Source organism: Nesterenkonia flava (genome assembly GCF_031432335.1).
Taxonomy (GTDB): domain Bacteria; phylum Actinomycetota; class Actinomycetes; order Actinomycetales; family Micrococcaceae; genus Nesterenkonia; species Nesterenkonia flava.
The window spans coordinates 43,082-56,467 of record NZ_JAVKGT010000021.1; the positions used below are offsets into that span (position 1 = coordinate 43,082).

A 13,386-nucleotide genomic window follows, 5' to 3' on the forward strand; every position below is an offset into this window, starting at 1 on the left:
GTACACCGATTCCTGTCAGTGAAAGGTGCATCATGGCGGCCCCCTCGCTCAAAGACCTCGTCGCTGAGCACGAGACCAAGTTCATCCTGGCGCTGTTCGTGGACCTCCACGGCAAGCCCTGCGCCAAACTCGTGCCCGTTGAGGCTGTAGACCAGCTCATCAGCGAAGGCGTCGGCTTTGCCGGCTATGCCGCCGGGGCGATGGGACAGGAGCCCAAAGACCCAGACATTATGGCGCTTCCCGATGCCGCCTCCTTCACGCCGATTCCTTTCATCCGGGAGGGCCTGGCGATTGTGCACTGCGACCCTCACGTGGAGGGCAAGCCCTGGGGCTACTCGCCACGGGTGATCCTCAAACGCCTCATCGCCCAGGCGGCAGAGGCCGGCTATGAGCCCCACGTGGGCGCAGAAGTGGAGTATTTTCTCCTCAAACGCGATGGGGACGGCAAGCTCTGTACCGCCGACGACGCCGACACCGCAGCTCAGCCCTGCTATGACGCGCGTGGAGTGACACGCATGTTCGGCCATCTCTCCGCCATCTCCGAGGCTATGAATTTCCTGGGCTGGGGCAACTACGCCAATGACCACGAGGACGGCAATGGTCAGTTCGAGCAGAACTTCCACTACGCCGATGCTCTCACCACTGCCGACCGGGTAGTGGCACTGCGCTATATCATCTCGATGCTCGCCGAGGAACGCGGCATGATCGCGACCTTCATGCCCAAGCCCTTCAGCGACAGGACCGGTTCCGGGCTGCACCTGCACATCTCCCTGACAGCCAAGGGAAAACCCTCTTTCCCCCTGGGGCGGACAAAGAAGAAGGACCTCAACGGCTTGGGGCTGAGCGACACGGCCTACCACTTTGTGGGAGGACTGCTGGAGCACGCCAGTGCCCTCCAGGGACTTCTGGCCCCCACCGTGAACTCCTATAAGCGCACCGGCGCGGTCTCCACGACCTCGGGCGCCTCATGGGCGCCGCGGACAGCAACCTACGGCGGCAACGACCGGACCCACTACATCCGCGTGCCAGACGAGCAGCGAGTAGAACTCCGCGGAGGCGACGGCTCGGCCAACCCCTACCTCGCGGTGGCGGCAGCGGTGGGTGCGGGGCTGGACGGCATTGCCCGGAAGCTGGATCCGGGAACTCCCGGCGAGAAGCGCGACGACGCCCCCAAGCTCCCGCTGACCCTCATGGACGCCGTCGAAGCCCTCGAAGCAGACCCCGTGGTACTGGGAGTGCTGGGTGCCGTGAACCCCGACGTCGGGCCCTATTACACCCAGCTGAAACGTCAAGAGTTTTACGACTACCACGCTCAGGTCTCCGAATGGGAGCTGGAGCGGTACCTCACCGCCTTCTAGAAAGGACCCAGAACTATGTGCGGAATCGTTGGGCTTCACCTGCGCAGTCCTGAGCTCTACCCGCGGCTGGGTGAGCTGCTCACCTCCATGCTGTGTGAGATGGAGGAGCGAGGTGCTGACTCTGCCGGCGTCGCGGTCTACGGCGACCCCCGCTGGTCCCCGCCCGGCACCGTGACCGTCTCTGTGCTGGAGTCGGGCCTCTCGCAGGAGGAACTGACTCAGGCGCTCAGCGAGCGGCTGAGTGAGACCCCGCAGGTGATTCAGGCCGCAGAGACGCAGCTTGTCAGTGCCGCTGCGGAGGTTCAGGAGCTGCGGGCCGCGGTGAAAGATGCCGCCCCGGAGGCGCTCATCAGCGGCTTCGGCCGAGACCTGGCTGTTCTCAAAGGGGTCGGTCACCCCCGTGACCTCGCGCATGCCTATGGGTTGCCGCAGGCCCAGGGCTGGCAGGGAGTCGGCCACACCCGGATGGCCACCGAATCTGCTGTCACCCCCGGAGGATGCCACCCCTACGCTGTGGGGGAGGGGCAGTGCATGGTCCACAACGGCAGCTTCTCCAACCACGCCACCATCCGCCGCGAGCTGCTGCGGGCCGGAGTGGAGTTCGACTCGGAGAACGACACCGAGGTCGGTGCGCGCTTCATCGCAGAGAAGATGCGCAGCGGCGCCACTGTTGAGCAGGCTGTTCATGCCCTGGCTGAGGAGTTCGACGGCTTCTACACGCTGCTGGTCTCCAACCGGGATTCCTTCGCGGTGGTTCGTGACGCCATCGCCTGCAAGCCCGCGGTGATCGCCGAGCACGTGGACTGGGTGGCGATGGCCAGCGAGTACCGCGCCCTGGCCGACCTCCCCGGCATCGAGAATGCCCGCCTGTACGAACCCGAACCCGACCGCATCTACGCATGGTCCCGCACCGGCAACGCGCACACCAGCCACCAGGAGGCGATCCCCGCATGAGCACCGCTACCTCCACCGCCACCGTCTTCGACCTCGCCGAGACCCCCCTTCGGGAGGTCAACCACGCCCTACACCACGACATCGGCTCCGCCGCCCTTCCCGGCCCGGTGAGCATCACCAATCCCCGCGGAGCTCATGCTGTGGCCGCTGGTGTGGATGCAGACATCGACATCACCGTGGACGGCCACGTGGGCTACTACGCCGCCGGAATGAACAAGCACGCCAGAATCACGATCACCGGAAACGCCGGCGTGGGGGTCGCGGAGAACATGATGAGCGGCCGGGTCCACGTCCAGGGCAATGCCAGCCAGTCGGCCGGGGCTACGGCCCACGGCGGCCTGCTGGTGATCGACGGCGACGCCGCAGCACGCTGTGGCATCTCCATGAAGGGCGTGGACATCGTGGTGGGCGGAAGCATCGGTCACATGAGCGCGTTCATGGCTCAGGCCGGCCGCCTGGTGGTACGCGGCGACGCCGGTGATGCCCTGGGTGATTCCATCTACGAGGCGCGGATCTACGTCAAGGGTCAGGTGGCCTCGTTGGGGGCCGACTGCGTTGCCAAACCGATGCGGCCCGAGCATCACCACGAGCTAGCACAGCTCCTGGCAGATGCCGGCTATGAGGGAGAGGACACCGCGGACTACACCCGCTACGGCTCCGCCCGGAAGCTCTACCACTTCACTGTTGACAACGTCAGCGCCTACTGACGCGCCCACGAGAGGACCCAGCCGTGACGATCACCCCAGACGTGCGCGCCCAGCAGGGGCTGCGCGAATCCGCGACTTTTGACCGTACGACCATCGCCAGCATCCGGCGGGCCGCCGCCACCGGCGTCTATGACATCCGCGGAGGCGGAGCCAAACGCAGCCTGCCGCATTTCGATGACCTTCTGTTCCTCGGTGCTTCCATGTCTCGCTACCCCCTGGAGGGCTATCGCGAGCGCTGCGACACCGACGTGATCCTGGGCAGCCGCCATGCGGAGAAGCCGCTGCACCTGGACATCCCCATCACCATCGCGGGGATGAGCTTCGGGGCACTCTCTGGCCGCGCTAAAGACGCCCTGGGACGGGGTGCCTCCGCCGCCGGCACCTCCACCACCACGGGTGACGGCGGAATGACCGACGAGGAGAGGGGTCAGTCCAAGAAACTGGTCTATCAATACCTGCCCTCCCGGTACGGCATGAACCCCGATCACCTGCGTATGGCTGATGCCATCGAGGTGGTGCTGGGTCAGGGCGCCAAACCCGGCGGCGGCGGCATGCTGCTGGGTCAGAAGATCACTGAGCGCGTGGCGCGGATGCGCACCCTCCCCGAAGGCATTGACCAGCGCTCCGCATGCCGTCACCCGGACTGGACCGGACCGGATGATCTGACCATCAAAATTCAGGAGCTGCGGGAGATCACCGACTGGCAGGTGCCGATTTACATCAAGGTGGGGGCCTCCCGCACCTACTACGACGTCAAGCTCGCCGTGCATGCAGGAGCCGACGTCGTCGTGGTGGACGGTATGCAGGGCTCCACAGCGGCAACCCAGGACGTATTCATCGAACACGTGGGCATCCCCACCCTGGCAGCGATTCCCCAGGCAGCGCAGGCGCTGCGGGACCTGGAGATGGAGAAGGAGGTCCAGCTCATCGTCTCCGGAGGCATCCGCAACGGCGCCGATGTGGCCAAGGCCCTTGCTCTGGGGGCCGACGCCGTGGCGATCGGAACGGCGGCGCTCATCGCACTGGGGGACAACAACCCCGCCTATGCGCAGGAGTACGAACAGCTGGGTTCCGCCGCCGGGTTCTTCGATGACTACCAGGACGGGACCGACCCGGCCGGCATCACCACCCAGGACCCCGAACTGCAGCAACGCCTGGATCCAGAGGCCGCAGGGCGGCGCCTGGCCAACTTCCTGCACGTGATGACCCTGGAAGCCCAGACCATTGCTCGCGCCTGCGGAAAGTCCCACGTGACCCACCTGGAGCCTGAGGACCTCGTGGCGCTGACAGTGGAGTCCTCGGCCATGGCCCGCGTGCCCTTGGCCGGTACAGACTGGATTCCGGGTGCGCCGGGGAGCCAGTGGTGAGCTGATGGCAGAGAGCAGCGCCGACGTCGTCGTCATCGGTTCTGGACTTGCTGGCGCCTCCGCAGCCTGGCATCTGGCCCGCTCCGGGCGGGAGGTCACCCTGCTGGAACGATTCCACCTTGGCCATAGCAACGGCAGTTCTCACGGGACCTCACGGATTTTCCGGCGAGCCTATGCGGATCCCTTCTACGTGGAGCTGACCGGTCGTGGCGAACCCTGGTGGGACGCCCTCGAGTCAGAGGCCGGCGTGCCGCTGCGGACGGTGACGGGAGGGCTGGACAGCGGAATCAAGCGTGATGCTTCCCGGCTGCTGGAGGTGATGCGCGGCTGCGGCGTTGCTGCGCACATGATGGCGCCTGAGGAGGTGACCGAGCGGTGGCCGGGCCTGGTGGTTGATGAACCGGCAATGTTCCATCCCGATGCCGGTTGGCTCAACGCCGATGCCACGGTGGCCGCCATGGTGAACCGGGCCCAGGCCCATGGGGCGCAGTTGGTGACGGGCGCAGTGGTCGAGTCGCTGGAGCCCGCCGGGGAAGGGCTAAGGGTGCACAGCACCACCGGAATCTCATGGAGAGCGCGGCACGTGGTGCTCTGCATGGGGGCGTGGCTGCCGGAGCAGCTGCCACGCTTTCTCCGGGACCTGAACCTCAAACCCGCTCTGCCGCAGTTCACCGTGAAGCAGCAGGAGGTCTTCCACTTCCGTCAGCGGGACCCAGGCGTGCAGTATCCGGTGGTGGTGCACAAGGGGATCGCCGCCCACAACGACGGCGAGTTCTACACGCTGCCCTCCGGAGCCGACGGCGGGGAGTCTCCCGCGATGAAGATCGGGCAGTTCGACAGCGCCTTCACTACCACCGCCAGCGGTCGTGACAAGGTGATCGACCCCCGGGCTCGCCACGACGTCGACCACTATCTCCAGGAGCATTTCCCCGGCCTGGAGCCCGAGCCGACGGCGGCGATGAGCTGCCTGTTCACCATGACCTCCGACGAGGATTTTCTGATCGACACGGTGGGGCCGCTGACCATCGCCTCCCCGTGCTCCGGGCACGGCGCCAAGTTTGCCCCGCTGCTGGGCGAGATCATCGCCCAGGCCGTGGGTGGTGTGGAGCCTCCAGAGCGCTTCAGGTTCCGTCTCTGACCGGGAGTGTGAATCTATCCTGGCGTGTCAACCCTGGGGAAACGTTCGGTAGGCTGGGTGGATGAGTCCCGCCGAGACCCCCGACTCCTCCCAGCCTCTGCTGCGCAATATCGCCGGACAGGCTCGAGATCGCAGCAGCACAGCACCGCTGGCGGCAGACAACCTCGCCGAGATTATCGGTTTCAACGTGCGGGCGCTGCGCCAGCAGCACGGTCTCTCCGTGTCTGAGATGGCCGGACGCATCGGACTCTCAAAGGCGATGCTCTCGAAGATCGAGAACGCCCAGACGTCGTCTTCCTTAGCGACGCTCGCGCTGCTGGCCCAGGGGCTGGACGTGCCGGTGACTTCGTTGTTCCGCGGCGCGGAGGCTGAGCGGGAGGCTGTCTACACCGCCGCTGGCACCGGCCCTATGATCACCCGCAACGGGACCAAGGCGGGGCACGCCTATGAGCTGCTGGGTTCCCTGCGGGGGCAGCACAAGCGCCTGGAGTCCCTCATGGTGACGCTGACGCAGGACTCTGATGCCTACCCGCTCTTCCAGCATCCCGGCACCGAGTTCATCTACATGATCGAGGGTGTGATGGACTACGGGCACGGAATCTCCACCTACCGGCTGAATGAGGGTGACTCGCTGCAGTTCGACGGAGAGGCGCCCCACGGGCCCACCGCGCTTGTTCAGCTGCCTATCCGGTTCCTCTCCGTGATCGCTTTTCCCGACAACACCTCGCACTGACGATTTACTGACGTTCCCAGCGGCACCGTGTTTCAAAGGCGGTGTCGGTCGGAGCGATGGTGACGTAGGTGGTGCCTCGTGTGTTGCCGTTGGCGAGGATATCTGACAGATTCCCGGAGAATCCTGAGAGCCGTGCCCAGTAGCAGCGATCTGCGTTGGTGTAATACGTACCAGGTTGGATGTCTGTACCTACGAGGTACATCCCGGCGCCCGGAATGGCGTTCTCTTCGATCTCTCGTTCGGCGGTGGTGATGGTGTCGTTTCGCGCATCCAGTTCGGCCTCATGCTCTTCAAGTTCTTCGGCCCACGCCACAAGTTCCCTATCGCGTTCATCGAGCTCTTTGTCGCGTTCATCGAGTGCCGCCCGGCGATCATCCATATCGGCGGGCTCGACTTCGATCTCCTGCACGTCCGTCACGACAACGGTCCCAGTAATTTCCCCTCGCTCGCCGCGCGTGAGCCCAGGTGAAATGATCTGCCCACCCAACCGCTCGTGAATCCACAGGGCGCTGTCTTCACCAGCTACCGAAAATGCCCAGTTGGTGCCTGCTACATGGAATCGCTCTTCGTTCGCGGTAAGTCCAATCGCAGCTTCTAGCTCGGTGAGACTTTCAGATGCACCAGCTTCCCAGGAGTAGATGATAATTCCAGTGTGGCACTTTAGGGCTTCTCCAAATTCGCTAAATGACGGTTCTTCTTCAGCTTCGCAGTTTCCGCCTTCTTCTTCGAATGCCCGAAGTGCTTGCGCAGCATTGCGGAAATCGCTGCTTTCTTCTGAAGGCGCCTCTGAGTCAAACAAAGTTGAGCATCCACTCAACGCAAAGCCAAGAACTACCAGGAGTGCGAAATGTTTCTTCATATGTCCCCAAGTCAGAAGCGAGTGTTGATCTCAGATTAGCGTTCCGGGGGTGGGGCTGCGGATCAGGCTTGGTTTGTTTCTTGTGATGAAGAGCAGAAAAGTGGGGGCGCCGTCTCTTTCGAGACCGACGCCCCCACTTCCTGGAGGTCCCACAGATGTGGGGGTCTAAGGTGGAATCAGATCGCTTCTTCTCCGTGTTCCCCGGTGCGGACACGTACGACGCCGGAGAGCGGGGTGGACCAGATCTTGCCGTCGCCGATCTCGCCAGTGCGAGCGGCCACGGCGATGGTTTCAATGATGTCTTCGGCATCCTCCGCCGAGATGATCACATCGATGCGGGTCTTGGGGATGAAGTCCACGTTGAACTCCTTGCCGCGGAAGATCTCGCGGCGCCCCTTCTGGTTGCCATAGCCCAGGACGTCTGAGACGGTCAGGCCGCCCACTCCTTTGGCCGCCAGGGCCTCGGTGACGGCGTCGAGCTTCTTGCGCTGGATGATCGCAGTAATCAGTTTCATGGCTGATCCTTACTTGATGTCGTAGGCGGTCTGGCCGTGGAGGGTAAAGTCGAGGTCCTCCTCAGCGTCCTCCTCCACACGGATCTTCATGGTCAGGTCCATCACCTTGACCAGCACCCAGGTCACGCCGAAGGCATAGGCGCAGGTGACGCCGATCGCTGCCATCTCCCCGAACAGCAGGCTCCACTCGCCGCCGAAGAAGATGCCGCGAATGGGCTCATCAGCGGTGTAAGTGGCCCAGCCGAAGAAGACCACGAACATGGCGCCGACAATACCGCCGATGCCGTGCACGGCGAAGGCATCCAGCGACTCATCAATGCCCAGCTTGGTCTTCCAGGTGCAGGCCCAGGCCACAAAGAACCCGGCGATCAGGCCCAGAGTCAGCGCACCGAAGGGATCTACCGCATCAGCAGCGGGTGTGATGGCCACCAGGCCGGCCACAATGCCCGAGCACAGGCCAAGCACGGTGGCTTTTCCGGTGACGATCTTCTCGTAGAGCATGAAGCCCAGCATGCCGGTGCCGCCGGCAAAGAGCGTGGTCATCACGGTGTACTGGGCCAGGTAATTGGCGCCCTCAGCGGTGCCGCCGTTGAAGCCGAACCAGCCCATCCACAGGATGCCTGCGCCCAGCAGCACCAGCGGCATGTTGTGAGGGCGTTCGCCCATGTTCTTGCGCTTGCCCAGCACCAGGGCCAGGGCCAGGGCGCCGAAACCGGAAGCCATGTGCACCGCGGTGCCGCCGGCGTAGTCGTGGAACTCGAAGGTGTTGCCCATCCAACCGTCGCCGAAAACCCAGTGGCCCAGCGGGAAGTAGACGAGGGTCGCCCAGAGCACGCTGAAGATCAGCCAGGCGGAGAACTTCATGCGCCCCAGGGCGCCGGAGGCGATGATGGAGACCGTAATGCAGGCGAAGAGGGTGAAGAACGCCAGGTCCAGGGTTTCAGAGAACCCGCCCTCCAGCCCCGAGGCCTCGTAGCCCACAATGCCGAAGTAGTCGGTGGGGTTGCCGATGATTCCGCCGAGGGATTCACCGAGCACCATGCCGTGTCCGTAGAGCACGTAGATGATGGTGACGGTGCCCAGGGTGGACATCGCCATGGCGAACATATTCAGCACATTCTTGCTGCCGGCCATGCCGCCGTAGAACAGCGCCAGTCCGGGGAACATGAGCAGCACTACGGTGGCCGCGGCCAGTATCCAGGCCACGTCTGCCATTTCCTGTGGATCTACCATCCGTGCAGACCTCCATTCGTTTCAGTGCGAGTGATGGGTTTCTCAGTCCGCGGGAGCCTGGCGGTCCAGCCAGGCCACCGCGCGGTCCCGGTAGGAGAGGAAGCCTTTGTAGTCGGCCATGTCCTCCGGGAGTTCTTGGAGCACCGCGTGGGTGCGGGCTCTCCAGGGCTCGATGCGGGCGAGCTCAGAGAGGGGGAGCATGCAGGTGCGGATGAGGAACATCACCGCCCCGGTCTGCGGCAGGCGCACCAGGTGCTGCACCTCCACGCGCAGGTGCACGGCGTCCCCGAAAGTGGTGTCGTCTACGGTCTGGATCCACCCGCGATCAGGGCCCCACCGGTCATAGACCTCGGTGGCCACGTCCAGACGTCGTCCGATGGTCAGGCTCCAGTTGGTGCGGCGGTAGGGGGCACCTACCTGCAGGCGGGTGATGAATGTCTGGGCTCGTGCAATGACACCCAGATCATGTACCCGGGGTACGGGCCCGTGGATCTCCATGAAGCTCATGCCCACGTCAAAGCCGAAGGACCAGTCCGCCGCGAAGGTGATGACCCCGGCATCCACGAACAGCTCTGAGCCGCGCTGGTCCAGCAGGGCGATGTCTTCCTGCACCTGGGCCCCGATATAGGCCATCGGCTCGGTGGGCAGGCTGCTCTCATCTCCCCAGGTGAACTGCTGATGCCAGCCCAGGAGGTGGTTGATCCAGGTGAAGGTGCCGTCGGCGTTTCGGGTCAGGGAAAAATCCTGCGGATACGCCAGGGCGAGCTCCTGCATGAGGGTGAGCATCGCGTCCCAGGCTGCTGGTCGCATATGGTCCAGTACTTGCAGCCGTGAGGGGTCGCGCTGAAGGATCTCGGCCCGTTCGTTCAGCTCATGGTGGTACTCGCTGTCCACGGCGAGCATGGATGAGCCCCACTGGCCCGCGGGGGTCTCCACGGGACGTCCCGCGGGTTCCACATTAGTGGAGTAACGGTAGGTGTCCTGAGGAAAAGGAAACGGAAAAGTTGTGACCAGGTCGGCAGCGGTGCGTGTACTCACAGCGGAATCTCCAATCGGATCGGTCCTTCTGAGCCCGGCGCCGCTCGGGAGACGCAGCACATCATGGAGTCCCCGGCCTCCTTCTCAGCCTCGGTGAGGTAGTGATCGCGGTGGAGGACCGAGCCCCGGGAGACCGGAAGCACGCACTCCCCGCATACCCCCTGCCGGCACAGATTCGGGATGGTGAAACCTTGCTTCTCCAGGGCCTCAAGCAGGCTGACCCCTGAGGGGACGGTGAGGCGCTGCTGTGAGTCGGTGAGCTCAACCTCGAAAGGTTCTCCGGGCTCCAGGGCGCCAACTCCGAAGCGTTCGGTGTGAATGCGGACCTCCGGCCACCCGGCGGCGGAGGCGCTCTGCTGCACTGAATCCATGAAGGCTTCCGGACCGCAGCAGTACAGATGCGTTCCCACCGGCTGGGTACGGACGGTGCGCTCGAAGTCAGCCAGGAACGCCTCTCGCCCGGAAAGGCACCGGACCGAACCCGGCGCCAGGGCATGGAGCTCCTCGCAGTGGGCTCCGTACCCCGGGCGGTGCACGTAGAGCACTTCCACGGCATGCCCCCACTGACGTGCTGCGCGCACAAGTGAAAGGATCGGGGTCACGCCGATGCCGCCAGCGATCAGTAAATGCTTGCGAGCGGAGAGCTGCGGGGCGAACGCTGAGCGCGGTGGCCGTGCCCGCAGGCGCTCGCCGAGACCCCGCCGGTGCAGCCACGCCGACCCGCCCTGGCCATCTCTGAGCCTCAGCACAGAGATGCGATAGGACTGAGGGCTCAGCGGATCCGACGTCAGAGAGTAGGCGTTGGCGCGTTCACCGCATTCCAGCACCAAGTGGCTGCCGGGGACAAAGGACGGCAGCAGGCTGCGGTCGGGAGCAGCCAGTGTCAACGTCCGTACCTCCGGGGCGGTCTCGCTGATGCCGGTGATTTCCAGCTCCCTGGTGATGTTCATGCTGCAACCCCTGCGGTCATTCGGGCACGGGGGTGCCCGCCGGGAGTGGAGTCAGCAGGCTTGTGCGGGGGCCACGCCTCCGCATTGTGCTTGAAGCCCATGAAACTGCCTTGCCGACGGGAGAGGTGGTAGTAGATGACCAACTCGGTGCCGCAGGCGCCGCAGGGGACGACGTCGTCGATGCGTGCCTGCACCAGGAACTGGTGCTGGCAATGCACACAGAACAGGGGAATGGTCTCCACCGCGGTGGTCCAGACCAGGATCTCCCCGTCCAGGAACCCGAGATCGAGCGCCGCTGCCCGGGCTGTCAGGACCTCTGCCACCGGTCCGTGCAGCAGGAGGCGGCCGCCCACCGTTGCCTCAGCAGTGAGACGTGTGACACTATCGGTGATCTCCTCGGCGGAGGCGTCGCTCAGCCGCAGCACATCATGGGGAACGTCGGCGGAGGTCAGCTCCCGGATCCAGGTCTCCGGTGCTGACTCACGGTCAAAGGTGAGCACCCATGCACGGGCGGCCTCAGGGCCGGCGGGCTGGCGTTGGGGCCTCAGCGCCCACGAGGGTACGGAGGTGTGTGCCATGGTCACCATCTATCCCTCCCGGGCCATGTTCTCGAGGTGTTCATATTGGTGAACATCGTTGTCTCCAGGTAAACAGCTGTGTATTTCACTGGCGTGTCAGCGACGAAAGGGCTGAGTAACGTGGCGAGGAGTCTTCGCGCAGATACTCCTCGACGCTGTCGTCGAAGGCTTCCATCCACGGTGTGTGGTGGGGTGCAGCGAGCGTTCCAGTCATCACGGAGCGGTAGCAGCGGTCCCGGTAGGTGAGGATGTTCTCCTTCTTGTCCTGCTTCCATGCGAGGAAGGTCTCCACCACCGTGTCCAGGTCAAAGGACGGATAGTCGGTGAGCTCAATGAGATCGGCGATGTAATCGGCCTGGAACTGCACGTCCTCACGCACACTCTGCACGGACTTGAGCCGGGTGAGCCATGTCTGGATATCCCTCCGCTGCGACTGGGGGTCAGGCAGCACCGCACGCTGCAGGATCAGGTCGCGGACGAACCATGCCTGCGCGTCGAACATGTTGAAGGTGAACCACTGGTCCTGCATCCCGAGGAAGTACAGGTCGCGAGCGCCTTCGAAGACCACGCCTTTGTAGAGCCCGTCCGGGTACAGGGTGTTGGCGGTGACGAGCCGGAGCTCCGGAGCAAGAAAGGGGAAGTGGTGGCGATAACCGGTGGCGAGGACCACCGCATCGAAGCTGCGCGTACGACCGTCGAGGAAGTGCGTGGTGCTTCCGGTGAATCTCTCGACGAGTGGCCACTCCTGAAGCGTGTCAGGCCATCCGAAGCCCATGGGCTGGGTACGGACGCTGAAGGTCACCGAAGCGGCCCCGAGCTTATGGGCCTGGATACCGATGTCCTCTGCCGAATAGCTTCCGCCGATGATCAGGACATCCTTGCCGGCGAGGCTCTCTGCTCCGCGGAAGTCGTGAGCATGGGTGACCGGTCCTGGGAACGTCTTGATGCCTTCAAAGGCGGGGATGTGCGGATAGGAGAAATGCCCGCAGGCGACGACGACGGCGTCGAAGTGTTCAGTGCTCTGCTGCCCGGTGGGCAGGTGCTCGCTGGTGAGCAGGTAGCCGCGCTCTGAGTGACTGCTCACCTGCCGTACTGCGGTGGAGAATCGCACCGCATCCTTCAGCAGTCTCCCGGGCACCAGCTCTGCATGGTGGACGCGGCCGTTGATGTAGTCCCACAGGACGGCTCGCGGTGGATAGGAGGAGATGGGGCGACCGAAATGCTCGTCAAAGGTGTAATCGGCGAATTCCAGGCATTCCTTGGGGCCGTTGGACCACAGGTGCCGGTACATCGAGGAATGGACGGGTTCGCTGTGCTCGTCCAGCCCGGTGCGCCAGGTGTAGTTCCACTGTCCGCCCCAGTCTGACTGCTTCTCAAAGCACACGATCTCCGGGATCTCCGCCTGCTGGGCGGCTGCAGAGGCGAAAGCCCGCAGCTGGGCCATGCCGGAAGGACCGGCGCCGATGATAGCGATGCGGCGGCTCATGCGGCAAAGTCCCTGTCTCCGGTGAAGAAGCCCAGGGCGTAGTCCTTGGTCTCGAACTTCACCGGTGTGCCCTTCGGGAAGAATAGGATGTCTCCCTCCTCAGCAATGACCTGCTCGCCGGTGTTCATGTCAGTGAGGATGAACTGGCCCTTCACCACGTACTTCATTTCGTCATAGGTGTAGGTGTACTCCAGTGGTTCCCCCGCCTTCAGCTCGAAGAAGCCGCTGCACATGCGTGCACCCCGCGGGTTCATGTAGGCGTCTCCGATGAAAGCTTCCACTCCGGGCTCGTTCATCGAGGGGATGGCCTGTTTGGCGTCGCTGACCTTATGGATGTCGCCGGTGATGGTCATGGTGCCGAGAAGCTGCTGTTCCATGGGTGTCCTCTTTTCTCTGGTGGTGGGTGGGGTGTTTCGGGGGGTGCCTCTATGGTTTTCGTCAAGCGGCCAGGGCGTGCCCGGTGCCGCCTC

At 64.1% G+C, this 13,386-nt stretch carries 14 protein-coding genes; 6 read left to right on the forward strand and 8 right to left on the reverse strand.

The genetic code is table 11. The annotated features are described in order from the left end of the window. Positions 1 to 32: 32 nt before the first annotated feature. The 6 genes from glnT to RH857_RS09000 all read left to right on the forward strand — a co-directional run bounded on the left by glnT (position 33) and on the right by RH857_RS09000 (position 6,257). A complete protein-coding gene (glnT, locus tag RH857_RS08975; RefSeq protein WP_310537640.1) occupies positions 33 to 1,358 on the forward strand; it encodes a type III glutamate--ammonia ligase in 1,326 nt (441 codons plus the stop codon). Between the two features lie 15 nt (positions 1,359 to 1,373). Further along, a complete protein-coding gene (locus RH857_RS08980; protein ID WP_310537641.1) occupies positions 1,374 to 2,312 on the forward strand; it encodes a class II glutamine amidotransferase domain-containing protein in 939 nt (312 codons plus the stop codon). Next, positions 2,309 to 3,019 (forward strand): GltB/FmdC/FwdC-like GXGXG domain-containing protein, encoded by a 711-nt coding sequence (locus RH857_RS08985; protein WP_310537642.1) that lies wholly within the window; start codon positions 2,309 to 2,311, stop codon positions 3,017 to 3,019. The genes RH857_RS08980 and RH857_RS08985 overlap by 4 nt, the downstream gene beginning before the upstream one ends. 23 nt (positions 3,020 to 3,042) lie before the next feature. Next, positions 3,043 to 4,386: an FMN-binding glutamate synthase family protein gene (locus tag RH857_RS08990; RefSeq protein WP_310537643.1), complete on the forward strand. Its 1,344-nt coding sequence runs from the start codon at positions 3,043 to 3,045 to the stop codon at positions 4,384 to 4,386. A gap of 4 nt (positions 4,387 to 4,390) precedes the next feature. Then, complete coding sequence (locus RH857_RS08995) at positions 4,391 to 5,524, forward strand: FAD-dependent oxidoreductase (protein ID WP_310537644.1); 1,134 nt, start codon at positions 4,391 to 4,393, stop codon at positions 5,522 to 5,524. A gap of 61 nt (positions 5,525 to 5,585) precedes the next feature. Then, a complete protein-coding gene (locus RH857_RS09000; RefSeq protein ID WP_310537645.1) occupies positions 5,586 to 6,257 on the forward strand; it encodes a helix-turn-helix domain-containing protein in 672 nt (223 codons plus the stop codon). Between the two features lie 4 nt (positions 6,258 to 6,261). Here the strand turns inward: RH857_RS09000 and RH857_RS09005 are convergent, their stop codons facing one another. The 8 genes from RH857_RS09005 to RH857_RS09040 form a co-directional block, all read right to left on the reverse strand. Next, entirely contained in the window at positions 6,262 to 7,116 is an 855-nt protein-coding gene (locus RH857_RS09005) for an Rv1352/Rv1906c domain-containing protein (RefSeq protein ID WP_310537646.1), read from the reverse strand. A gap of 176 nt (positions 7,117 to 7,292) precedes the next feature. Next, a complete protein-coding gene (locus RH857_RS09010; protein ID WP_310537647.1) occupies positions 7,293 to 7,631 on the reverse strand; it encodes a P-II family nitrogen regulator in 339 nt (112 codons plus the stop codon). Between the two features lie 9 nt (positions 7,632 to 7,640). Beyond that, the gene (locus RH857_RS09015) at positions 7,641 to 8,864 is read right to left on the reverse strand and encodes an ammonium transporter (RefSeq protein ID WP_310537648.1); all 1,224 of its coding nucleotides are present in this window, start codon (positions 8,862 to 8,864) and stop codon (positions 7,641 to 7,643) included. A gap of 42 nt (positions 8,865 to 8,906) precedes the next feature. Then, positions 8,907 to 9,902, reverse strand: coding sequence for a heme-dependent oxidative N-demethylase family protein (locus tag RH857_RS09020; protein ID WP_310537649.1), 996 nt, complete (start codon positions 9,900 to 9,902; stop codon positions 8,907 to 8,909). After that, positions 9,899 to 10,852: a PDR/VanB family oxidoreductase gene (locus RH857_RS09025; protein ID WP_310537650.1), complete on the reverse strand. Its 954-nt coding sequence runs from the start codon at positions 10,850 to 10,852 to the stop codon at positions 9,899 to 9,901. The genes RH857_RS09020 and RH857_RS09025 overlap by 4 nt, the downstream gene beginning before the upstream one ends. Further along, positions 10,849 to 11,430 (reverse strand): dimethylamine monooxygenase subunit DmmA family protein, encoded by a 582-nt coding sequence (locus RH857_RS09030; RefSeq protein ID WP_310537651.1) that lies wholly within the window; start codon positions 11,428 to 11,430, stop codon positions 10,849 to 10,851. The genes RH857_RS09025 and RH857_RS09030 overlap by 4 nt, the downstream gene beginning before the upstream one ends. 85 nt (positions 11,431 to 11,515) lie before the next feature. Further along, positions 11,516 to 12,916 (reverse strand): trimethylamine monooxygenase, encoded by a 1,401-nt coding sequence (locus RH857_RS09035; RefSeq protein ID WP_310537652.1) that lies wholly within the window; start codon positions 12,914 to 12,916, stop codon positions 11,516 to 11,518. Continuing rightward, positions 12,913 to 13,293 (reverse strand): cupin domain-containing protein, encoded by a 381-nt coding sequence (locus tag RH857_RS09040; RefSeq protein ID WP_310537653.1) that lies wholly within the window; start codon positions 13,291 to 13,293, stop codon positions 12,913 to 12,915. The genes RH857_RS09035 and RH857_RS09040 overlap by 4 nt, the downstream gene beginning before the upstream one ends. Between the last annotated feature and the right edge of the window lie 93 nt (positions 13,294 to 13,386).

Excerpts from the sequence above, each read along its gene's own strand:
- RH857_RS09040 (WP_310537653.1), bottom strand. The coding sequence starts at position 13,293 with ATGGAACAGCAGCTTCTCGGCACCATGACCATCACCGGCGACATCCAT.
- RH857_RS08985 (WP_310537642.1), top strand. The coding sequence starts at position 2,309 with ATGAGCACCGCTACCTCCACCGCCACCGTCTTCGACCTCGCCGAGACC.
- RH857_RS09005 (WP_310537646.1), bottom strand. The coding sequence starts at position 7,116 with ATGAAGAAACATTTCGCACTCCTGGTAGTTCTTGGCTTTGCGTTGAGT.
- RH857_RS09000 (WP_310537645.1), top strand. The coding sequence starts at position 5,586 with ATGAGTCCCGCCGAGACCCCCGACTCCTCCCAGCCTCTGCTGCGCAAT.
- RH857_RS08980 (WP_310537641.1), top strand. The coding sequence starts at position 1,374 with ATGTGCGGAATCGTTGGGCTTCACCTGCGCAGTCCTGAGCTCTACCCG.
- RH857_RS09010 (WP_310537647.1), bottom strand. The coding sequence starts at position 7,631 with ATGAAACTGATTACTGCGATCATCCAGCGCAAGAAGCTCGACGCCGTC.
- RH857_RS09025 (WP_310537650.1), bottom strand. The coding sequence starts at position 10,852 with ATGAACATCACCAGGGAGCTGGAAATCACCGGCATCAGCGAGACCGCC.
- glnT (WP_310537640.1), top strand. The coding sequence starts at position 33 with ATGGCGGCCCCCTCGCTCAAAGACCTCGTCGCTGAGCACGAGACCAAG.
- RH857_RS09015 (WP_310537648.1), bottom strand. The coding sequence starts at position 8,864 with ATGGTAGATCCACAGGAAATGGCAGACGTGGCCTGGATACTGGCCGCG.
- RH857_RS09030 (WP_310537651.1), bottom strand. The coding sequence starts at position 11,430 with ATGGCACACACCTCCGTACCCTCGTGGGCGCTGAGGCCCCAACGCCAG.
- RH857_RS08995 (WP_310537644.1), top strand. The coding sequence starts at position 4,391 with ATGGCAGAGAGCAGCGCCGACGTCGTCGTCATCGGTTCTGGACTTGCT.
- RH857_RS09035 (WP_310537652.1), bottom strand. The coding sequence starts at position 12,916 with ATGAGCCGCCGCATCGCTATCATCGGCGCCGGTCCTTCCGGCATGGCC.